This is a genomic window from Jiangella endophytica (genome assembly GCF_003427025.1).
Taxonomy (GTDB): domain Bacteria; phylum Actinomycetota; class Actinomycetes; order Jiangellales; family Jiangellaceae; genus Jiangella; species Jiangella endophytica.
On sequence record NZ_QVAI01000001.1, the window covers coordinates 230,397 to 249,892 of the forward strand.

The 19,496-nt window shown below is 65.1% G+C and carries 24 protein-coding genes and 1 pseudogene; 12 read left to right on the forward strand and 13 right to left on the reverse strand.

Translation table 11 applies throughout. The annotated features are described in order from the left end of the window. Nucleotides 1-262: 262 nt before the first annotated feature. From DZA62_RS01085 to DZA62_RS01115, 9 genes are all read right to left on the reverse strand, one after another. On the reverse strand, nucleotides 263-5,494 hold the full coding sequence (locus tag DZA62_RS01085) for a hypothetical protein (RefSeq protein WP_116946941.1): 5,232 nt from the start codon (nucleotides 5,492-5,494) through the stop codon (nucleotides 263-265). A 92-nt stretch (nucleotides 5,495-5,586) separates the two neighbouring features. Further along, complete coding sequence (locus tag DZA62_RS37125) at nucleotides 5,587-5,712, reverse strand: hypothetical protein (RefSeq protein ID WP_269813831.1); 126 nt, start codon at nucleotides 5,710-5,712, stop codon at nucleotides 5,587-5,589. Continuing rightward, on the reverse strand, nucleotides 5,709-5,924 hold the full coding sequence (locus tag DZA62_RS35400; protein WP_157987394.1) for a hypothetical protein: 216 nt from the start codon (nucleotides 5,922-5,924) through the stop codon (nucleotides 5,709-5,711). The genes DZA62_RS37125 and DZA62_RS35400 overlap by 4 nt, the downstream gene beginning before the upstream one ends. Before the next feature lie 2 nt (nucleotides 5,925-5,926). Continuing rightward, a complete protein-coding gene (locus DZA62_RS01090; RefSeq protein ID WP_116946942.1) occupies nucleotides 5,927-6,142 on the reverse strand; it encodes a hypothetical protein in 216 nt (71 codons plus the stop codon). Then, nucleotides 6,139-6,594 carry a hypothetical protein gene (locus DZA62_RS01095; RefSeq protein WP_116946943.1) on the reverse strand — a complete coding sequence of 152 codons (456 nt, stop codon included), beginning with the start codon at nucleotides 6,592-6,594 and terminating at the stop codon, nucleotides 6,139-6,141. The genes DZA62_RS01090 and DZA62_RS01095 overlap by 4 nt, the downstream gene beginning before the upstream one ends. A gap of 2 nt (nucleotides 6,595-6,596) precedes the next feature. Next, nucleotides 6,597-6,995: a hypothetical protein gene (locus DZA62_RS01100; protein ID WP_116946944.1), complete on the reverse strand. Its 399-nt coding sequence runs from the start codon at nucleotides 6,993-6,995 to the stop codon at nucleotides 6,597-6,599. A 33-nt stretch (nucleotides 6,996-7,028) separates the two neighbouring features. After that, nucleotides 7,029-7,520 carry a hypothetical protein gene (locus DZA62_RS35405; RefSeq protein WP_157987395.1) on the reverse strand — a complete coding sequence of 164 codons (492 nt, stop codon included), beginning with the start codon at nucleotides 7,518-7,520 and terminating at the stop codon, nucleotides 7,029-7,031. A 186-nt stretch (nucleotides 7,521-7,706) separates the two neighbouring features. Further along, complete coding sequence (locus DZA62_RS01110; protein ID WP_157987396.1) at nucleotides 7,707-8,540, reverse strand: hypothetical protein; 834 nt, start codon at nucleotides 8,538-8,540, stop codon at nucleotides 7,707-7,709. A gap of 151 nt (nucleotides 8,541-8,691) precedes the next feature. After that, nucleotides 8,692-9,015, reverse strand: a complete 324-nt coding sequence (locus DZA62_RS01115; RefSeq protein WP_116946947.1) for a hypothetical protein — start codon at nucleotides 9,013-9,015, stop codon at nucleotides 8,692-8,694. Nucleotides 9,016-10,476: 1,461 nt separating this feature from the next. On the opposite strand from DZA62_RS01115, the gene DZA62_RS35410 reads away from it, so the two are divergent. From DZA62_RS35410 to DZA62_RS35415, 3 genes are all read left to right on the forward strand, one after another. Beyond that, a complete protein-coding gene (locus DZA62_RS35410; RefSeq protein ID WP_157987397.1) occupies nucleotides 10,477-10,626 on the forward strand; it encodes a hypothetical protein in 150 nt (49 codons plus the stop codon). 583 nt (nucleotides 10,627-11,209) lie between these two features. Next, entirely contained in the window at nucleotides 11,210-11,674 is a 465-nt protein-coding gene (locus DZA62_RS01120) for a DUF4145 domain-containing protein (RefSeq protein WP_198663298.1), read from the forward strand. Between the two features lie 36 nt (nucleotides 11,675-11,710). Beyond that, a complete protein-coding gene (locus DZA62_RS35415) occupies nucleotides 11,711-12,283 on the forward strand; it encodes a hypothetical protein (RefSeq protein WP_157987398.1) in 573 nt (190 codons plus the stop codon). 17 nt (nucleotides 12,284-12,300) lie between these two features. On the opposite strand, the gene DZA62_RS01130 is transcribed toward DZA62_RS35415, so the two are convergent. The 4 genes and pseudogenes from DZA62_RS01130 to DZA62_RS01145 all read right to left on the reverse strand — a co-directional run. Next, nucleotides 12,301-12,741: an antitoxin YezG family protein gene (locus DZA62_RS01130; protein ID WP_116946950.1), complete on the reverse strand. Its 441-nt coding sequence runs from the start codon at nucleotides 12,739-12,741 to the stop codon at nucleotides 12,301-12,303. After that, nucleotides 12,738-13,583, reverse strand: coding sequence for a DNA/RNA non-specific endonuclease (locus tag DZA62_RS01135; RefSeq protein ID WP_116946951.1), 846 nt, complete (start codon nucleotides 13,581-13,583; stop codon nucleotides 12,738-12,740). Before DZA62_RS01135 ends, DZA62_RS01130 begins: the two co-directional genes overlap by 4 nt. Nucleotides 13,584-13,649: 66 nt before the next feature. Continuing rightward, a complete protein-coding gene (locus DZA62_RS01140; protein WP_116946952.1) occupies nucleotides 13,650-15,053 on the reverse strand; it encodes a recombinase family protein in 1,404 nt (467 codons plus the stop codon). Between the two features lie 41 nt (nucleotides 15,054-15,094). Beyond that, nucleotides 15,095-15,226: pseudogene (locus tag DZA62_RS01145) on the reverse strand (LLM class F420-dependent oxidoreductase); the annotation flags it as partial. A 642-nt stretch (nucleotides 15,227-15,868) separates the two neighbouring features. On the opposite strand from DZA62_RS01145, the gene DZA62_RS01150 reads away from it, so the two are divergent. From DZA62_RS01150 to DZA62_RS35420, 9 genes are all read left to right on the forward strand, one after another. After that, nucleotides 15,869-16,276: a DUF3806 domain-containing protein gene (locus tag DZA62_RS01150; RefSeq protein WP_116946953.1), complete on the forward strand. Its 408-nt coding sequence runs from the start codon at nucleotides 15,869-15,871 to the stop codon at nucleotides 16,274-16,276. Beyond that, nucleotides 16,273-16,674: a cytidine deaminase family protein gene (locus tag DZA62_RS01155; RefSeq protein ID WP_116946954.1), complete on the forward strand. Its 402-nt coding sequence runs from the start codon at nucleotides 16,273-16,275 to the stop codon at nucleotides 16,672-16,674. The genes DZA62_RS01150 and DZA62_RS01155 overlap by 4 nt, the downstream gene beginning before the upstream one ends. Nucleotides 16,675-16,727: 53 nt before the next feature. Beyond that, entirely contained in the window at nucleotides 16,728-16,949 is a 222-nt protein-coding gene (locus tag DZA62_RS36170; RefSeq protein ID WP_198663300.1) for a hypothetical protein, read from the forward strand. Between the two features lie 19 nt (nucleotides 16,950-16,968). Continuing rightward, complete coding sequence (locus DZA62_RS36175; protein WP_198663301.1) at nucleotides 16,969-17,226, forward strand: GNAT family N-acetyltransferase; 258 nt, start codon at nucleotides 16,969-16,971, stop codon at nucleotides 17,224-17,226. Between the two features lie 86 nt (nucleotides 17,227-17,312). Continuing rightward, a complete protein-coding gene (locus tag DZA62_RS01165) occupies nucleotides 17,313-17,921 on the forward strand; it encodes a dihydrofolate reductase family protein (RefSeq protein ID WP_116946955.1) in 609 nt (202 codons plus the stop codon). A 68-nt stretch (nucleotides 17,922-17,989) separates the two neighbouring features. Next, on the forward strand, nucleotides 17,990-18,313 hold the full coding sequence (locus DZA62_RS01170; protein ID WP_116946956.1) for a YciI family protein: 324 nt from the start codon (nucleotides 17,990-17,992) through the stop codon (nucleotides 18,311-18,313). Nucleotides 18,314-18,525: 212 nt separating this feature from the next. Beyond that, a complete protein-coding gene (locus DZA62_RS01175) occupies nucleotides 18,526-18,819 on the forward strand; it encodes a DUF4229 domain-containing protein (protein ID WP_116946957.1) in 294 nt (97 codons plus the stop codon). A 74-nt stretch (nucleotides 18,820-18,893) separates the two neighbouring features. Beyond that, complete coding sequence (locus DZA62_RS01180; protein ID WP_116946958.1) at nucleotides 18,894-19,124, forward strand: hypothetical protein; 231 nt, start codon at nucleotides 18,894-18,896, stop codon at nucleotides 19,122-19,124. Nucleotides 19,125-19,233: 109 nt separating this feature from the next. Continuing rightward, complete coding sequence (locus DZA62_RS35420) at nucleotides 19,234-19,407, forward strand: hypothetical protein (RefSeq protein WP_157987399.1); 174 nt, start codon at nucleotides 19,234-19,236, stop codon at nucleotides 19,405-19,407. Nucleotides 19,408-19,496: the final 89 nt, after the last annotated feature.

The window sequence follows — 19,496 nt, forward strand, 5'->3', positions numbered from 1 at the left end:
GGTCGGAGTGGTACTTGGCGTCGGATCGGGAGGCAGTGAACGCCACGCCACAGAACGGCGCCTGACATACGAGTGCGTGCTCAGGGCGGGGAAGCCAGTGGTACAGCCGGACATGTTCGCACCGGGCCGGCTTGCACTTGCGGGACTCGTGAAATTCGCAGTATTGGACATACATCAGAAGGGCTCGATTTCGGGTGTGGACATGGAGAAGGCCCGGTGCCTTGGCGAGCGCCGGGCCTTCTGTTGTTGAGTGGTTGATGGCTTACGGCCAGAGGCCGGCAGAGCCGTTCGTCAGGGAGTGGCTCTCGAAGAAGCGGTGGTACAGCTCAGCGAACATCGGATTGCTGAGCACGAGTTCGCCGACGGTTATGGCGTAAGCGTGGTGCACATCAGTGTTCTCTTCAGCTTCGATGTTCCGAGAGCCGCCCTGAAGGGCGCGAGAGTCAAGCTCCGCGCCGAACTGACGGTTGATCTCCAGGAACTCGTGAATACCGCGCCAGTCAGGTCGGTAACGAGGGTCGGGGGCGTTACCACCCTCGATGGCAGCGATGAACGACCGGAGGAGGTCGTAGGACTTGTCCGTGTCGATCTTCGAGCTTGATTCCGCCCAGCCTGGCAGCTCCACGCTGAGCTGGTCGCGGTAGTAGCGCTTGGTGATCGCCAGATCCTCGGCGCCGGCCTGCTGCTCGTTCGTGAGGCCTCGGGCGGCCAGTTCGGTATCCACCTCTGTGGAGAGCTGGTTCCAGCGACGCCAACCTTCTTCAGACTCGGCACGAGCAAGGGACTCGTCCGGCGTGAAGGCGATGCGGTCACCCTGCTTGCGCTGCCACTGGTGTACGTCGTAGTTGAACGGACCCTTCTGGGTGTCCATGCCAACGATCGCCAGTCCCAGCTCCGGGAAGTCCTCAATGAGCTTGGCGTACTCCTGCTGCTGCTCGAAGGCGTCCGATGTGGCCGGAACCCCCGTACGGCTCTTGCTGTTCGAGGTCCACCAGAGCCACGCGTCATCCCCGTACTCAGCAATGAACCGAGCAGCCGCAGCCCTCGTATCGCCTTCCTCGGCCTGGATGCGGTTTGCCGCATCGATGAAGAACTGGCCTTCGGTCTCCATGGTGAACGAGGCCGGCGAGATGAAGCGGCCAGCGATCATAAACGCCTGGGCGGCTTCGGCCTTCTCTCGCGACTGGCTAGGGGTCGGCTCGGGGCCGACCCTGCCCTCTGCGATCCAGTTGTAAATGTCCTGCTTGTAGACGTTGGCAGCGAGGGTCTGGAAGACCGGATCGTCTTCGCCCTGGACGTACCGAAGTGCTTGCTGCTGCCAGCCGGCTGGAAGGACCGAGTCCACCCACTCAGGCACGCCAGTGGGGAACAGGTACTTGTAGATGAAGCTCTGGACGCCGCCCTCGTCCGCGAGGTCGGGACGATCACCCAGGAGCGCCTTCGCGGGGAACTGCACCAGCGGGCCACCACTGGGCAGCCACCACGGAGAGCCCTGGATAACGGTGTTCAAGTTGTTCTTGTCGATCTTCGCATCCTGGAAGATCTCCGCGGCTGCGGACTGGTCGCCAGGAAGGAACTGATCGAAGAACCGAAGCCCATCGTCAACCCAGGGCATGCGGATGTGGGTCAGTTCACCGTGCTCCGGATCGTCTGCCGGAAGACCGTTCTCGTCGACCATCTCCAGGAACCAGAGTTCGTCGAGATCTTGCCAGCCGTTGACCCACAAACGAGCAAGGCTCTCAGGTCGCTCCATGATGATCGTCGACCACTTGACCATGGTCTCCTGCCAGGCACCCATAAAGGGCGACAGGAACCGGAGCGTGTGCGTCAGATCTGTCTCATCAGCGAGGCTGAACAGATACCGGCGCGTCTCCTTGAGGGCGAAGTTCCGGGCCTGAGTCTCCATCAGCTTGCGGCCTTCAGCAGTGATCTCCTGGCCGTCTTCGAGGGTGTCGACCAGGCCGCGGAGCCTGTTCTTGTAGTTGGTACGGAAGAACGGCTGCCGGATCAGGGTGTCTGTCGGCAGGGTGCCGAGAACCTTGTAGCCGGTATCAACGAACTTGCCCATGGCGCGGGCCAACAGGCCCTCACCACGCTCGAACTGAACAGACGCTTCATCGATCGCCTGAGGAACGTTGGCGTCATTGCGATTGATCCGCGCCTGAAGCTCCTCGGCAGTGATCTCCTCGTTGGCGCGAACCTTCGCCCGAAGCACTTCGTCAGGCAGGAAGGCGTCGATGTGCTGCTGAAGCTTGTCGGTCCACTTGATCGGGTCGTGCGACCGGAACGGGATGCGTAGAGCGATCGCGCGGCCTTCAGGTGTCTGCTTGAGCCAAGCGACGGTGCTGTCGGTGCCGTCGTCGAGGACCCGCCGAACGACCGGGTCGGGAACGAGCTGATCACGGATGATCTTGGCCCATAGCTCGGCATGGCCGGCCTCACCAATGACGGTTCGGCCGGCTCGCATCATCTCCGACCGGAACAGACCAACGTTGCGCTCGTAGCTCGTGGCCATGGAGCGGTGGTAGCTGTCCGAGGACATCAAGGCTTCGTAGATGTCACCCTGGCCCGGCTCAGCCGGCGCACCGAACTCCTCACCCCCGATTCGCACGCGGCGCACAAGGGCGGGCTGCTTGATGGTCTCAAGCTTCTTATACCCGGCGCCCTTCCGACCGATGGAGACGTGCCAGCCGTCGTCGGTCTTGGCCACGGTGAGCACTCCGTCAGGGTGCGACAGCCGATCCGCGTTGCGGTACGCGTAGGACGCCAGAACCTCGCCGGTCAGCTCCGCGAAGTCTTCAGCTCGGTCTAGACCGAGGTCGACGACCGGAGTCTTGGCGTTGACCTTCTTACCGGTAGCGACGTCCACGGCGAAGCCAGCAGGGCTCGCCTTCAGTTGGCCGTCGAACTTGGCCACAATGCCCGACGCCTTCGGCGCCGGTCGGCCGTCCGCGAGAGCCGCTAGGCGCCGCTGCACGAGGTGATCGGCGTCCTGAGTCTTGCTCTCGATCACTTGCCGTCGAGCAGGGTCGATCATCGAGAACGACGAGTCACCCTTGACGACCTCGGGGTTCCGGTCCGCCCAACGCTTCCGGCTGGCTGCCCGGAACGGAGCGCCAACGAGGTTGACCGTGCGGGGGACCATGTTGGCAGCGCCAACGGCGAGGGCCTGGGGAAGCTGCCCAAGCATGTGCGTGAAGCTGCCTGTGACGGCAACGACCCGCGCCGTCTCGTCGCTCAGTGTCCGGATCGGGTAGCCAAGGCGGAAAAGAACGCTCGGCTTCCAGTAGTTCTGGAACATGCTGAGGTACTTCGAGACCTCGTCCGTGGTCGCGCCGGCAAGCGCCTTGATGCCCGAGCCGTGCCGCTCCAAAAGGGAGTCCAAGGCGCGGAGATCCACGGGGATGTAGTAGTTCTGAAGCTCGGTCACCGTGAGCGGAAGTTCGATGGTGCGTACGCCATCGCCATCCTTGAAGCTGATAGCCGAGATCGACCGGCCATCCTCGCCGGCCGTGGAGTAGGCCGAACTTTCCTTGTGGTTCTTGATGATGTCGCGGAACAGCGCCTCTCGCTGTCCGCGGACGCTGGCTGCGATCTCCCGAGCGAGGTCAGCCGTGATGCCGTGCTTCCGAGCGATGACCTCAACGCCGAGATCTTCCATCTGACCGGCGACCGCTCGCCGCTCCACGTCCGTGGACGCGGCAGAGGCACGAGTGAGGATGAGTCGACGGGCCTCGTCGAACACCTCGGGGTCAGGAACACCCTGTCCGCCGTAGGCGGCCATGCTGTCGAAGTACCGGCTGGCGGATCGGTACAGGGAGTCAGGCTGGGATAGGTCGGCTACGCCGGGGCGCTGACGAAAGGCCGCCCGCGGGTACTTGGTGTAAGCCTCAGCAACGCCAGAAGCGCCGGACGGCCGGTAGACGTGGGTAACCGCCTCGGGGAGGCTCTGAGAGAATCCCTGACCGGCGCCAGGAACGGCGCGGACGCCACTGGTTGCACGAGACGCCAGAGAGCCCCTGAATCGCTCGTAGGACTCATAGCTCTGGAGCTGCGCCCGAGCCAGCTCAGCCTCACCCATGGCGGCCTGCATGTCCTGTCGGGCAAGCATCGAGCGCTCGTACCGCTGGTACCCGGTGAGGCTGGGATCAGTGAGCGTATCTTCGAGCGCCAGCTCTGACTTGAGCACGGCGTCATCGAGAGCCGGCACCGTTGTGTCGCGCATCGCGTTGATCGTGTCGGACAGATGGCGCGTGGTCGGGTCCGACGCCAAGCGCTCCAAGGCGGCCCCGTTTCCGAGCATGGCGCCCACCGACATGAAGAAGTTGTTGTCGTCGTACTCGTCCAGCTCATCGAACGTCTCAGGATCGCGCTTGCGAAGGCGAGAGACATCCGCGAACAGGCCGGCGGCATCGGGCGCGTCGGCGAAGGCGAACTCCGACTCGACCAGATCGACGACATCCTTCTCACCACGACGCACCTGGTCCCGCAGTGACACCATCCGCGATCGCAGACGTTCGGCGTTGCGCCCGGCGATGTCCCATGGACGAATGTTGAGCCGCGCGAGTTGTTCGTCGTTGGCCGTAACGACCTGGCGCACGCGAGCCGCGTTGCGCTGACCGAGAACAGCAAGGTCCCCGCGCTGGAGGGCGCGAGTGACGCTCACAGCCTTACCGCCGATCACCAGGGGATCGGCAAACCAGGTCTTGAGGAAGTCCAGCGTCCCGGAGCTGATGTTGTAGACCGGGTCACTGGCCCGAAGTGCCGCATACGCGGCGTCGTTGGGCCGACCGTATTCGTCGAAGCCGCGGTCGTAGTAGTTGTCGAACTCGTCCGCCGTCATGTCGGTGAAGGCGATGAACCCGGACTCGGTCCAGGCCTGGCCGGCGGTGGAGTGGTTGGCCCGCTCCCAGGCGTCAGCCCACGTGGAACCGCGGAAGAGGCTCCCCCAGGAGTCCTCGGCGGCGGCGATGTTGATGGCCTGGGCCGGCGCGGCGAGAACGTCATCGGTGGTCTGCGTGACCGTGTCGAGCGCGTCCCCGACGAGGCCGCGGGCTACCTCCCGATCGGCCTCCATGTCTTCGGCGCGTTCGTCACCGAACAGAAGCTCGTCCTGCTTGCGGGCAGCGCCGCGAAGGGCTCCGACAACATCGCCACCGCGCTCCGCAACAGTCTGGGCGCCACCCGCGGCGCCCTTGATGACTCGTGCCGCGTTGCTGGCAACCGGAACGTCCGCGTCCCCTAGAGCGTCGAGCCCGCGGGAGACCATGCCCAGGAAGCCACCGCCGCCCTGGTCGGGCGACTCCTCCGCAAGCTGCTGCTCGAACTCGATGGCGCGAGCGCGCTCCTCCTGCTGGTCGCTCATCGCCTGGAGGGCGTTGACCATCGCCTCGTACTGCGACGGCGAGAGCGGGGCCATGCTGGCGTCCAGCGCAAGGCCGAAGTCCGGTCGCGGCGAGACTGAGGATGTGGTGGCCGCCGCTGCGAAGCCCATTCGCTCTGCCCACCACGCACTGTACTTTCTGGCCAATGCTTTTCCTTGAGTATAGAAAGAGGCGCCCTCCGAAGAGGGCGCCTCAGTTGTTGTTAGTCGAGGATGTCTGAGTAGGTCAGGTCGGCACCGGGCGGCGGCTGACTCTCGGGGAGCTGTAGCCACTCCTCGAACTTCCGCTCCAGCCAGAGTCGAAGAAAGTACCAGTCGAACTCGGTCATGAGACCAGCCCTAGCGTGTCGATCTCCTGGAGGATCTGCTGCCGCGTGTCGCAGCGATCGATCGCCTCAAGAGTCGCATCAAGCGCGGCCTTCCATCCCTCGGAGTAGGCCGCCACGATGGCGGCGTCAGCCTCAACCTTAGGAATCATTTGGGGTGGCGCCGCAGGAGGCTCTACAAGCCGACCCATGGCACCCATTACGAGTTCAGGCACGACTACTCCCCGGTCAGCTCAGCCTCAGCGGCTGCGAGGGCAGCAGAGCGGGCGTCCACCTGGGTATCACGCAGGATCTCGTCGACTCGCTGGTCGATTCGCTGCTGAAGAGCCTCCTGCTCGCGCTTGGCCTGTACAGCTGTGTTGCGCTCGATGAGCTTCTGGCGGCCGGCCTCAATCTTGGCCGGGTTCACCGGGAGCTGATCTGGCTGCCTCATCCAGTCACCTTGTCGATTTCTACTTCTGCCTGCTTCAGGAAATCGGCCTTACGAGCGGCCACGGCGGCTGCCTCCAGCTCTAGTGCCTTGGCGTCGATGGCGGCCTTTCGCTCGGCCTCGCGCTGCTTGGCAACCTTGGCCTCCCGCGCCTCTTCCTGGAGACGTGCGCTCTCGGCCTGCTGCTCAAGATCCTCGCGATAAAGCTCGTCCCAGTTATCGATGCCGCGAGCCTTGTTCTCCTCGGTGAAAGTCAGTATTGCTACGGCTAGCACGTCCCCGCCGTCGATGAGGCTCGCAGAATCACGAAGGCCCCTGGAGCCACCCTGAGGGGCCGTGAGCCTGGCCCAGTCCTGAGCCTCCTTCTCTGTGGCAAAGCCGCCGACAACGCGGAGCCGCGGCTCACCACGACCATTGCTGCGAAGGATTACGGAGTATGTCTGCTGGGAAGCCATTACTAGCGCCGCCCACCCAGAACAGCGGCGATCGCTTCGTCAGGGGTCGTTGCGGCGGCTAGGTCAGCCTCGATCTCCTCGGCTGAACGCCGGGAGGGCGCGGCCGGCTGCTGGTCCCCAGACAGCACCCGTCCGGTGGCTGCCTGGACAATGCCGATCACCTGGTCGTAGCTCATCATGTTGTCGAGTTCGGAATCATCCAGGGGTAGCCTGGCCGGGATCGCCGGAGGCACGGCTGGCCGCTGCTCAACGACGTTGCGTTCGGGGGACGCGAGCTGAGCCTTCAGGTCTTCGATCTCCTGCTGTTTGGCGAGAATCGCCGCAGCCTGTGATCGCTCAAAGTTGGTCGCCTTGTAGCCGGCGGACTGTTCGCCGTACAGCTCTTCGAAAGAGTTGGTCATGCTTTCCTTTCGGGTTAATCGGGTTGGATCGGGTTAAGCCGAGAGGCCCGGAGCACCCGACAACTCGACGGGCCTCTCGGAGTCCTGCATGAGAGTGGTTCCATCGCTGGATGCGGCGGACTCTCGAAACTTCAGTTCTTGCAGCGCCGCATAAACTTCACGGAACCGCTCCTTGAGCGCTTCGCGCTCTGAGACCAGGCCTGAGACGAGCCGATAGACATCGTCGATTGCTTTGGCCTCGCTAGCCTTCATGCGCTCGATCTCTTGCGTCAGGGCTTCCACCTGCGCTTCGGCTTCGCGGGCACGGCGCTTGGCTCTGCCCTTCTTGCTTGCCTCGGCGGCCACCGCTCGGCGGAAACGAGCGGCGCGAGGGTCATTCCACTCGATCGTGTTTTCGCCCTCGTGAACCGGCATGGCGTCGTAAACGCTCTCGGCGTACTCCTCAACGCTTGCCGGGGTTACCCGCTCTCCACGATTCGCTGACGCCAGTCCTTCCGCCGGCTCGCGTTTCTCATCATGATTCACAGGTCTTCTCCTGTCTGTTGATCGCAGGCCAATGCCAAGCCACGGAGGAATGGCGACAAGCTCCTACTGTCGGAATCTTCTACTCACCTTCGGGCCGATCGATCGAAGGTGGGTCAATGAGAGTGGGGAAGCTCAACGCGGCAGGGAGAGCCGCGGAACTTCCCCACTCACTAATACGTACGTGCCCTAGGCTGCGATATTCGACATCTCGCTAGAAGATTCTGGGAATTCTTCAGAGCGAACGCCGTCCAGAATCGAACAGTCGGAATCCGGGTATCCTTCGAGCACGTTCCCTTGAACCGCGGGCGCCGGCCAGGAGCCGTGAACCATGGGCTCGAAGACGGCAGCGGAACGAGCCCGCTTACGGGCTCGGGTTACTCGCTGCCTGAGCGCCGCGAGCGTTGGTTTGGGCTCGGGGAGCAGCGCATGAACTTCGGCCACCGTGTAACCAGCGCCCAGAAACTCAAAGACGGCTCGCTCGAACCGATCCACGGTCGCGAGAGCACGCTCCCTGGCCGCGACCTCGCATCCATAGATGTAGGACGCGCAGCGATCGCCTTCGGGCATCGCGGCGTATCCATCGTTGGTGATCGTGGCGAGGTCACCGGCATAGCGCGCGATGGCGGACTCCAGATCTTCAACGGGCTCTCCGTCTTCGCCGGTCACCAGGGCGAAGAGCGAACCTTGGGCTCTCTCTTTTCGCCAGGCGTCTGTCGCGCGCTGGCGCATCCAGGCGACCAGACCGCCGACCCCCAGCGGTGTGGGGCGCGGAGTCGGGCAGACATCGCAGCCAGGGCAGCCGAAACGGTGCCACTGCGCAACCTTGAGGAACAGAACCTCTCTGATACGCGAGTCTGTCTCATCGATCTCGTCAGGCCACGTCTGACGGGCCTGGCGGAACGCCTTATCAACCATCAACGGCCAGTCGCCAGGAACGATGACCCCTCGGGCGGCCCAGCGCTCCCGCCAGTGCTCAGACGAGTTCGCCGGGTCGAGCAGGCGCACAAGCTGGCGGATCAAGCTGCCACCAGAGCCTGCTCAGAGCGCCAATCACCCCAATCGAAAGCGCCGGCCTGGCTGGCCGTCTCGCGGTCCCCGTACATCAGGCGGTAGGGGGTCCAGAGCCCATCGTCTATCTGCAGCCGTCGAGCCTTCCGCCTCTGTGCTCCGTTCACCTACCGTCCTCCTCCGGTATGGCCGCCTGGTAGACGGCCCGCTTCCACGCCTGGCCCTTGACCACACGAACTAGGTAGCCCGCCTTAACTGCCTTCGATATTGACGTGACGACCTTCGACCGATTCCGCCGAAGAATTGTCACGAGGTCTTCCTCTGAAACTGAAACCGTGCCCTCATCGGACATCGCCTCGTAGAGCAGCAGGAGAACAACCTTTACCTCTCCGGACAGGCGCCTTGAGGAGATGACCTCCAGACGCCATCGCTCAGCGAAGCTAGCCGGCTCCATGATGTCGAGCAGGGACTCAGTCGTATAGGCCATCGCCTACCAGCCGACCTCTGCGAAATAGCCGCTCGTATTCCAGGTACTCGGGAGATGAGATGACCTCGCGAACCCACGGCTCTTCAGTGATGGACCCGTGTCCATCACCATTACTAAGACAGTCGTAGGCGTGAACCCATCCACCCGCCCGCGTTACCAGATCGCCAGCGGAGATCTCGCCATCGCACTTCGAGCACCGGCCGGCATAGAGCGCGACATATGAAGTGGGCGCCAGCGAGGCGCCACCATGAATGTAGTGCTTCTGGCCCAGGGCACATCGAAGGCAGGAACCCTCGGTGATGGACACGTGTCCATCGCCATCCATCGAGCTAATGCCTCACCCCCTTAAGTCCGGACAGGGCAGGGCCGCATAGCTCTGATGCGGGAGTCTGCTCCGTCCGGAGCCCTTTAGCGATGGACCCGTGTCCATCACCAGTACTAAGGATATCAGGATGTAACTACTAGGGGCATGCTAGGGAAAGTCATGAATGCGTATCCTGGAATCGACCTGCAAAGACGCCTAAGCCTCATCAGTGATGGACACGGGTCCATCACCAGTACTAAGACACAGACGTGCCAAGTGACCTGCGCTCGCGGTCCAGGCGAAGCCTGCTCGCGTGCCCGCTGCCACTTCGCTCACTGGTTGCCTGCGGCGTGCCTCCAGGGCACGCCTTCGGCTGCGGCGAAGGGTCGAAGGCGGAGGTCTGGAGTCTGTAGCGGCCCGGCTTCGCGGCCGGGCCGCCTGGTAGTCGTTCCCTAGGAGTTCTCTCCTCGCCGCAAGGCCGCGCCGCCCGCCAGCGGGCGCGGCCGGAACCCTCAAAGAGACGTGTCAGCGGTCAGTGCTCGCTCGTGCGAGCGACCCCACTGTCAGCGGTCACGTAGCTATCTCTTCGAGGGTCGAAATGAGATCTGGAGGCCCAAGAACGACTACTACCAGTTTGCACCCCAAATTCAGGGGCCTGTTGATGGTGGGGGTTAAACTCAGCGGCCCTCGTCCAGCGGCGGACTTTAACGGACAATTGTGAGCGTAGTCAGTATCAGAGCCCGCGGCCCCGCTTAAGCAACGGGGGGTCAAGCTCAGGTGGTCTCACGCCCGAAAGGTCCTGCCCAAGGGGCCATGAGTCCCTATAAGGGCAGCGCGAACGAGTGACCAGGGCAAGAGCCTGGGACGGAACGCCTAGGATCGGTACCATCGCAGGTCAGGGCGTTGATCGCCTATTGTTGCGCGGCCCGCATTGGCCGCCAATGGCATGGAAGTAGGAGCAGGTCTAACGCTGATCTGGGGCCTACTGCGGGCGTTCAGGGGGGTGCGGAGCAACGCTCCCCCATATGTCGACCCCTTGCACTGCATGATTAGAGTGCGTTTCGTGCCAGTTGGCATCTAGTACTAGACAGATATGCGATCCTGTGTTTGTCTAGAGCCGGACAGGATCATTACAGTGAACACTGGAGGGCAGAGCAATGAGCATCAACATCACGGACCTGTACGACGAGGATCACTCCGAGCTTGAGGACGACTCCCTGTGGGAGCCCGAGCGCCCCCGTGTGCGCATGAGCTTCGATCAGTTCCTGTCGCGCCTCGACCAGGTGAGCACCCAGCTTGCTCGCTGAACGAATGACGGACCGGGCAGGGGATAGCTGCCCGGTCCTCTCGCCACCGTACCGAGAGGACCGCAACCCATACAGACCCCGGCTGCTGCCGGGGTCTGTTCTGCGAGAGGATGAGGAACGTGGCAGCAGGCAAGGATGGTCAGCTAGCTGAGATGCGCCGATTGGCCGCCGAGCGAGATGCGCTCACACAAGCGCGATCTGAGGTCACAGAACGACTCGCGGCGGCCACAGTGAGGCTCATCAGGTCTGGTGACATCAACGAGAGCGAGGCTTCCCGCCTCGCGGGGGTCAACCGGAACACCGTGCGAACCTGGCTGGGCAAGCAGGACTGGCTATAGGTGTTGCGCTCCACCGGGGCAACCTCGTCGCGTGCGCAAGGGGCTGCAATGCACTACGCTCCGAAGCCGTGGCGAACAGAGTCTGCTGGCACTGTGGTGTGAAATCACACTTCACTCTCTGGGGTAGCGCAACGCGCCGCCGAAATTCCGGCCGCCCTTGGATGGCCGCCTTTCAGTGCGATGAGTGCGCAACATTGAGTATTGGAATCCTCTTTAAGTATGATGCGCCGCCTACTAGCGCATCAGTGGCTGCAACCCTGCTGGACGCTGCCGATGCCGACGTTGTATGGCAGCCGATTCATGCGACGGGCCGAGAATATGATGATGTTCCGGCGCATATCGCGGATGCAGCCACCGAGGCGCACGAGTGCCGGAGCATAAATGCGTGTCGCGCAGCGGTACTCTTGGCTCGTTCGGTTATCGAGGCGACAGCCAAGGATAAGGGAATCGTGACCGGCAACCTGAAAGCGAAGATCGATGAGATGTTCGCCAAGGGTCTTGTTCGAGATCTCGTCAAGGATGCTGCCCACGAAATCCGCTTCATAGGTAACGAGACGGCGCACGGGGACTTTATCGCGAGCATCACAGCCGAAGAAACTGATGAAGTCCTGGAGCTGATGACAGAAGTCCTGGAGGAGGTCTATCAGGCTCCTGCCCGACTTGCGGCCCGGAGGGCTGCGCGTCAGGCAAGAACCCAGAGTGGTCCGTAGGTCAAAGCGTCCTGGGCAACCGGTATCGTCTGCAGCGTGGATCTTGCCTGGTGGTTCTTCTTCGCCGGTCTAGTCGAGGTTGCGGGTTTTGCTTGCGCCCTCCGTGGGTTCCGCCAGACGTGGCGTCAGCACCGTGAGGGTTCGTTCGTCCGCGTACTGCAGTCCTACGTTGATGGTGGTCGTCGCCGTGCCGTACGCGCCGGTACCTGGCTCAAGGTGAAGCTTCTGCGGCAGCCGGTACGTCCCGCGCCGCGCAAGCTTCCCTCGAACTGGGGGTCGGCGTACGGCACAGTGGCCGACCCCGTCGTTGACCACCTGACGCTGCCGGATCTGTCTGACCCGGATGCGTTCGTCGCCGCTGCCGTGAGGCAGATCAACGAACTGAACCGGCGCGTCAGCCAGCAAGAGGACACCTTGACCGCTGAGAGCCGCAATCGCGAGTTGCTCGGAGAGCGTTTGGAGCGCGAGTTAGAGCGACGCACGCGGGAGCTAGAAGAGCAGGCATCCAACGTGGCGATTGATGGACTGAGGCTGCAATTAGTCGGCTGGATGCTGCTCTTCTTCGGCGTTCTATTGAGTACTGCCCTCAACATCATCGCCGCTGGATGACAAGGCGCTGCCCGCCCCTACAGAGTTGCTGGGTGCCAGGGTGGCAGATGCTCCGGGTCGCGCGGAAACTGCTTCTGGTCGTCAAGTAGCAAATCCTCTGTAGCCCAGCCCTCAGAGTCGGGGTTGCTCTCGTCGGCCAGCCCGCCGAGAGGCGGGTTGTCATAGTCGAAGTCGGCCGTGACCTTGCCATCCTGGCTCACGGTGATGCTCGCGTTGTACCAGGTGCCCTTGCCCTCTTGGTACATGGCTTTGCGGAGGTCGGACGCTGCTCGCCTTCCCTCGAAGTCGATCAGGACGTCCGGGGGTGCGTCACTGGCCTGCATCTCAGGCAGGAGCTTCGTGTTGGTCAGCCGCGCGGCGGCAGACACCAGCAGCGTGAGGCTCTGCCAGCCAGCAGGCGCGGCAGAGACCATGGCTTGGCCGATGGTCTGCAGTAGCGCCGGGTCTGGGATGCTCACGGTGTCTCCTCTGGGAGGTTCTCGATGTCCACGGTCTGGGACTGCTCACCTTCGATCTTGTACGTTACAGACAACCACGATGGTCGTCTGCCGTCGTCGTCATACTGAAGCTCAACCTCGAAGTCCACGGACTTCTCCAACGCAATGGCTTTGCGCCACTGGATCTCCAGAGCCGCATATTCCGACCTGTTGACGGTGCGGCCCATGGGTACCAGGTTCAGCCTGTCTCCGATGCCGCCGAAGATGTCAGCAATCAGGTGTCCCGCATCGTCGCCGCGTCGCTTGCCCTTGAGTGAACTCTGGGAGTATCGCTTCCGTCGTCCAGGCGGCCCCGTGGGGAGGGTCGCCTCAGCGCGGATCACCCTTCCGTGCTCATCGGTGCTGTACCGGGCGGCCTTGTCGACGACGATGTCCGTCATCGGAGGCGGGTTCCCCAGGAGCTTGGCGTAGCTTGGGTCCGTGCTGGACACGTGGATCTCGGGCCGCTTGGGTGCTGTTTGGGCGGCTGGCGGGTTTGGGCGCTGAATCAAGACGGCGGCAATATTCGCCGCTTCGATGTCCTGGTGTCGTGTGACGTCCCTCAGCTCGTTGAGGACCCCAGAGGCAACGGCGCTCACCTCGTCACCGATGGACCGTGCCTCAGCCTCTATCGCTCGCTGATGAGTCTCAAGGTCGCGGAGCGTGCGCGCGTCGACATGCCGCCGGGCCTGGTCCACGAGCCGGCGAACAGCCTCGATGTGGTCTCGCTGGGAGGTCGACACGATGTCGGCCGCTTCGGGCACGTCAGAGTCCCGTAGCTCGCTCAGTCCCTCGGAAGCATCGTTGATCGGCCGATCACTCACACACGCTCACGTCTCTTCGCCCTGTGACTTTGCGTCAAAGGGTCTCACATGTGAGTTGACGGTGAGCTACTCCTGGGGAGTCTGACTGCCTGGAGCCAGGACGTAGACCGTCCCGCCGTCCTCGGGACTCCGCCCGAACTCCTCAACGTCTATGCGCCCCTCGGGCCGGCTGGCCGGGTGGACGGTGAACTTGAGGAACTGCTTCAGCAGGAACACTCGTGCCTGATCGTTGTCCTCGCGAGCCCACAGCTCTCGCAAGGTCTGGCCAGTCTGCTCATAGGCGACAGCGTCGTTCACCGGCTCAGCGAGGATCGCCTTGCGCTGCTGCTTCAGCTCGCGAAGTTCGGCGATCAGCTCGACATCGTCGTCCGCGTCTCGGAGGCGCGTCGCAACTTGATCAATGGCTATCGCGAGTTCGGCCAGTCGCTCCAGCCGTTCACCGTCGTCGTTCTCGCGAACGCGCACTACAGGCGCGTCACCGTAGTACTGGAGGAAGTAGCTCTCGATGTGGTCGTCTGCGACATTGCGGCCGATGGTCGGCCGTCCAGGGTGCTTCATGTCACAGCGGTAGCGGTCACCTGCGATATCGAGGTACATCCGCCTCTCGCACTGATAGCAGTGCATCACCGGTCCATAGCCGGGGGCCTTCGACCATGCCCGCGGGCCGCCTAGCTTCTTCTGGAGCTGCTGCCACTCGTTCATAGAGAGTATGCCGGCGCTCTTGTCGAGCTGACCGCCCTCGCCGGGCGTCTGGCCGTACAGCCGCGGGTTGCTCAACAGCTTGCGGAACGTCGCCTCGGGCAGCCCGAGGGCTCCGGCCTGGCTTGTCTGCGTGGCGCCGTAGAGGACGTTAAGCGCCGCCTCCCGCAGCTTGTCTCCCTCGGCATCGTGCAGGAGGGGCTCATCGACCTCATCGCGGCATCGAGCGCACGGACCCACCTCCTGAATGGGCCGAACCACCAGCCAACCGCGGTCCTGATCCTTCACCGCGTGGAAGCCGTAGGGCAGGAGCCCAACGCCGTACCGGCCATCTCGCTGAAACTGAGCGCGAGCCGCTAGGACGCGCTCACGAACGATGCCCGCCTCCAGCTCGGCCAGGGCACCCAGCAGAGTGACGATGAACCGGCCGTAGGCACCTTCGGTCGAGACATCTTGCTCTGTGGCTGAGAAGGTCGCTCCTACGGACTCGCAGGTCTTCAGGGTGGAGAGAAGATCAGCGACGTTCCGGGCAAGCCGGTCAATCTTGGTGACGGCTAGAACATCGCCGGCCGTCAGGTCGGCCAGCAGTCGCGATCCCTCGGGGCGCTCCGCGAGCGGCTTCCTGCCGCTCACCCCCGGATCGACGTACCACTCGATCGGGACGCCGGGGTGCTTGTAGTCGGCCCAGCGGGTAATCAGGTGCTTTTGCTGGTCAAGACTCTGGGACTCGGCAGCATCGACGGAGATGCGCAGGCATGCCCGGATGGTCATGCCCTCGAAGATAGACGCTCTGTGGGAACTCCGCTACTCTAGACCCAGATCGACTCCCACGGCCCCGCGTCGGCGTGCTTGGCAACGCGCAGCATCGTCTCCCAATGACTCTTGGGATCGATGTCGACGAGGTCGAGCCGCCAGCCCTGCGGGACGAAGAGTCCGAACTTCATGGGGGTAGAAGTCATGGGCTCACGTTAGGACAAGGCGGTGAACGGCCGGAGACAAGCCTCCGCTTCCGGCCCCTCGATAGCTCACGAAGGGAGCTGGCCAGGGCCACCGCAGATCAGTTGGCGCAGCTTGCCGAGGTGGCCTCAAGAGGCTCATGGCGTGCCTGCGGGTGAGTAGAACGGGCGAACGCGACGGCTACGGCCTCGACGCCCAGCGCTGAGACGTCACGTCGTGGGCCGATGCCAACGCGCGGAGGGCCTGATCGTGGCCAGGCTCGACCACCTGGCCCGCCAGGTGGCCCTGCAGGAGGCCATCCCGGCCGCCGTCTGGAGGCGGGGCTACCAGGTGTTCGCCCAACGAAGGAAGCCCCGACGCGGAGGCGTAGCAGCACGCGTCGGGTTACCAGCGGTTCACTCGGTGCCCTCAGCACTTGGGAGGAACACCCAAGCTCACCACCGGGCCGCCAGGGAGCGAACGGGGATCGGCGAGAGCCGGTCCCCTTCGTGCGTCAGGGGCTCGCTTCACGCCGCGATCAGGTCATCGTCCTCATCGTCGGGCCACTCGATCACGTGAGGTCGGCAGCGGTGAACGGCCGGAGACGAGCTTCCGCTTCCGCCGTCGGTCCCGCTGGCTAGGCTGCGGTGATGCCGACGATCACAGAACTCGACGACGCGGAGCGGGCGTGGGTGGCCGAGCGGCTGGCCCTGCTCGGCCGCGCCGACGGCGACATCGTCGCGCTGGGCGCGGCCTACGACGCGGCGCTGCGCGGTTGGACGTCGGTGCCGCCCGAGGAGCGGCCCGACCCGAACGAGCTGATCAACCGGCTGGGAGTCGGGTTCGGCGAGCACGTCCGGCGGCGCGCCGGGCTGGCCTGGGTGGTCGCCAGCGACGAGCACGGCACCGAGCTCGCGCTGCACGGGCAGCCGGGCGACGTCCTGCTGTATCCGGCGAACCTGGTGGCCAAGCGCTGGGTCGCGGGCGAGACCGGGGTACTGCCCGACCTCGCCGCCGCCCTGATCGAGCAGGTCACCAGCATCCGGGAGCAACGATGAACGACGACGACCTGATCGCCTCGGCTGCCACCTACCTCCACCCCCGTCGCCTCGACGACCGCCTGATCGGCGACGTCGCGTCGACGCTGGTCACCGATCGCGGCCACGCGTACCACGGGGTGTGCATCGACACCCCGTGCGGCACCGGCTTCTGCGCCGAGCACAGCGCGATCGCCGCTATGGTGACCGGCGGCGAGGAGCGCATCGCGGCCATCGTCGCGGTGTGGCGCGACGAGCACGGCACCCTGTTCGTGGTGCCGCCGTGCGGCCGGTGCCGCGAGTTCATCCGCCAGCTGCACCCGGACAACCTCGACACCCGGGTCGTGCTGGGCCGCGACCGCGCGGCGCCACTGCGCGAGCTGCTGCCGGCGCACGAGTGGCCCGCGCCGCTTGACTGAGGCGGCGGACACTCAGCTGCGCGGCGTGGCTCGCGCCCGTAGATTGCGCCGTCATGACGCGCGTCTACCCGCCGCTCGGACTCGAGGTACGCACGCCCCGGCTGACGCTCGCCGCCGCGACGGACGACCGGCTGCTCCAGCTGCTGCCGGTCGTGCGCGCCGGCGTCGTCGGATCCGGGCCGCTGCCGTTCGACGACCCGATGTCGCTCTACGACGAGAGCCCCAGCCGCGAGTGGCGCTGGCTCCGTGGCATCGGGCCGGTCGCTCCAGGGTGAGCCCGGAGTCGTCGCGGAGATGCGCGCCGCCGTCCTGCACCTCGCGTTCGACGGCCTGGGCGCCCGCGAGGCGGCGAGTGACGCGTTCGTCGACAACCTCGCGTCGAACCGGGTGTCCGAACGCCTGGGCTACGAGCCGAACGGCACCGACTGGGCCACCCGCCGCGGGGACGCCGCGATGCCGCGGCGCTGGCGGCTCACCCGCGAGCGCTGGACGCGGCGCGGCGACATCGAGCTCACCGGGGTGGCGGAGTGCCGGCCGGTGCTCGGCCTGTGACCGCGGTGTCGGATCGGGGTGGTCGTGTTCGTGGATGGGGTGAGCGGCCGCCCGCGAGGGGCGCCACGTGGAGAGGAACCCCGATCATGAGACTGACGATCACCACCCAGGTCACCGTCGACGGAGTGATGCAGGGCAACGGCCCCTCGGAGCCGGACCGCCAGGCCGGATTCGAGCGCGACGGGTGGGCCATGGCGCACTTCGACGACGAGTCGGCGGCGTACGTCGATCAGGTCTATCAGCGAGCCGACGCGTTCCTGTTCGGCCGGTGGACCTACGAGTTCTTCGCCGCCACGTGGGGCACGATCGACGAGATGGCTCATGCCGCGATCGGGCGTGCCTTGGGCGCCCGGCCCAAGTACGTCGCATCGTCCACGCTCACCGACCCGGGCTGGGCGGACACGACCGTCCTGTCCGGTGACGTCGCGGCGGCCGTCCGGGAGCTGAAGGCCAGGCCGGGAGGGGAGCTGCAGGTGCACGGCAGCGGCGTCCTGACGCGGTGGCTGCTCGAGAACGGCCTCGTCGACGAGCTGAATCTGCTCGTCGTCCCGGTGGTCGTCGGCCAGGGCACGCGGCTGTTCCCCGACGCCGGCCCGGACGTCGCACTCGACCTGGTCGAGGCCCGCGCCTTCCCCAAGGGCATCATCCTCCAGGTCTACCGCCCGGCCGGACGCCCGCGGTACGCAACCGGCTGACGTTTCGACGAGCCCGATCACGGCCGCCCACGAGGGGCGAGCCCCGTCACCACAGGAGATGACCCGCGATGCAGTACCTGGTTTCCGTGATCGACGACAGGACCGGCTCGGCCACCCCGGACGAGATGACGGCGATCCACGCGTTCAACGAACGGATCCAGGCGGATGGCCACTGGGTCTTCGCCGGCGGCCTCGGGGCGCCCAGCTCGGCCACCGTCATCGACAACCGCGGCGACGAGGCGCTGATCACCGACGGACCCTTCGTGGAGTCGAAGGAGTATCTCGCCGGGTTCTGGGTCATGGAGGCGGCCGACCTCGACGAGGCGCTGAAGCTCGCCGCCGAGGGCTCGAGGGCCTGCAACCGCAGGGTCGAGGTGCGGCCGTTCCTGTGAGCACCTGACATTGACACTCGAACACCTGTTCGATAGTGTCAACCCATGGTCCTCCCGAACACCACACCGGCGGCCGGCTACGGGCAGCGGCCGAGCCGCCCCTCCAGGCCACCACCCTCCCCGGGGTGATCGGCAGGGGCCGTCGCCCGGGCTTCCCCGACCCGCGGGCGGCGGCCCTGCCGATCGCTGGACGGCGTAGAATCCATCGCGTCATGGCCGTTCTCCGTTACACACTGTTGCGCGCGCTGGTCTTCGCCATCGCGGTCGCGCTGCTCTGGCTCGTCGGGTTCCGCGGGCTGGTGCTCGTGGCGCTGGGTCTCGTCCTCTCGGGACTGGTCAGCTTCTTCGTGCTGCGTGGCAGCCGCGACCAGGTGTCCATCGCCTGGGATCGGCGTCTGCGCACCATCCGCGACCGCACCGCCGCCGAGGACGCCTGGGACGACGAGCAGCGCGCCCGGTCCGACGCGGAGACCAACCGTCCTGAAGGGCCGCCGCGCGAGGCGTGACTCCGCCGCCCCCGATGCCTCGGGGGCGCCCTCGCGGGCGCGTGTGATCCAGCCGGGCTGGGTACGTCCGCGCCATGACCGACGATCGGCGCACGAAGCCCGGGGCCACGCCCGGTGAGGACCCGCGCGACATCGACCAGGAACGCCTCGGCGACGCCGCGCTCGACGAGATGAACGCCTACGAGGGCGTCGTCCATCAGCAGCCGGCCACCGGCGAACAGGGGCTCAGCTCCGATAGGCGGGGTCGTGACCTGCATGAACTCGACGACGCCGCCGACGTTCCCCAGCTCCGAGACGAGAGCTGACCCATTCCTGAGAAAAAAATCTTGACAGGGCGCGTCATGATCCGGTCGTCCCCCTGTCTTGTGGGTCAGATGGCGCCGCGAGGTGCCGTCCTCACACAGGAGGTTTCCCATGATGACCGACGAATACGAGCGTGCCGCCGAAGACGCCAAGCAGGCCAAGCGCGGCCGGCACCGCGGCGCGAGCCAGTCGCTGCTGCAGGACCTGCGGGCGGCCATCGTCGCGCGGATCCCCGCCGAGGACCGCGGCTACAGCGGTCCCCGTCGCGCCCGCCGGCACGCCTGAGGTGCGGGCGGGAGCACCAACAGTGCCGAACGACCCGCGGACGGCCGCAGCCAGCGGTCCCGCCCGATCCCGAGCCGGCGAGCCGCCGG

Excerpts from the sequence above, each read along its gene's own strand:
- DZA62_RS01085 (WP_116946941.1), bottom strand. The coding sequence starts at position 5,494 with ATGGGCTTCGCAGCGGCGGCCACCACATCCTCAGTCTCGCCGCGACCG.
- DZA62_RS37125 (WP_269813831.1), bottom strand. The coding sequence starts at position 5,712 with ATGACCGAGTTCGACTGGTACTTTCTTCGACTCTGGCTGGAGCGGAAG.
- DZA62_RS01090 (WP_116946942.1), bottom strand. The coding sequence starts at position 6,142 with ATGAGGCAGCCAGATCAGCTCCCGGTGAACCCGGCCAAGATTGAGGCC.
- DZA62_RS01095 (WP_116946943.1), bottom strand. The coding sequence starts at position 6,594 with ATGGCTTCCCAGCAGACATACTCCGTAATCCTTCGCAGCAATGGTCGT.
- DZA62_RS01100 (WP_116946944.1), bottom strand. The coding sequence starts at position 6,995 with ATGACCAACTCTTTCGAAGAGCTGTACGGCGAACAGTCCGCCGGCTAC.
- DZA62_RS01115 (WP_116946947.1), bottom strand. The coding sequence starts at position 9,015 with ATGGCCTATACGACTGAGTCCCTGCTCGACATCATGGAGCCGGCTAGC.
- DZA62_RS35410 (WP_157987397.1), top strand. The coding sequence starts at position 10,477 with ATGAGCATCAACATCACGGACCTGTACGACGAGGATCACTCCGAGCTT.
- DZA62_RS01140 (WP_116946952.1), bottom strand. The coding sequence starts at position 15,053 with ATGACCATCCGGGCATGCCTGCGCATCTCCGTCGATGCTGCCGAGTCC.
- DZA62_RS01150 (WP_116946953.1), top strand. The coding sequence starts at position 15,869 with ATGCCGACGATCACAGAACTCGACGACGCGGAGCGGGCGTGGGTGGCC.
- DZA62_RS01155 (WP_116946954.1), top strand. The coding sequence starts at position 16,273 with ATGAACGACGACGACCTGATCGCCTCGGCTGCCACCTACCTCCACCCC.
- DZA62_RS36170 (WP_198663300.1), top strand. The coding sequence starts at position 16,728 with ATGACGCGCGTCTACCCGCCGCTCGGACTCGAGGTACGCACGCCCCGG.
- DZA62_RS36175 (WP_198663301.1), top strand. The coding sequence starts at position 16,969 with ATGCGCGCCGCCGTCCTGCACCTCGCGTTCGACGGCCTGGGCGCCCGC.
- DZA62_RS01165 (WP_116946955.1), top strand. The coding sequence starts at position 17,313 with ATGAGACTGACGATCACCACCCAGGTCACCGTCGACGGAGTGATGCAG.
- DZA62_RS01170 (WP_116946956.1), top strand. The coding sequence starts at position 17,990 with ATGCAGTACCTGGTTTCCGTGATCGACGACAGGACCGGCTCGGCCACC.
- DZA62_RS01175 (WP_116946957.1), top strand. The coding sequence starts at position 18,526 with ATGGCCGTTCTCCGTTACACACTGTTGCGCGCGCTGGTCTTCGCCATC.
- DZA62_RS01180 (WP_116946958.1), top strand. The coding sequence starts at position 18,894 with ATGACCGACGATCGGCGCACGAAGCCCGGGGCCACGCCCGGTGAGGAC.
- DZA62_RS35420 (WP_157987399.1), top strand. The coding sequence starts at position 19,234 with ATGATGACCGACGAATACGAGCGTGCCGCCGAAGACGCCAAGCAGGCC.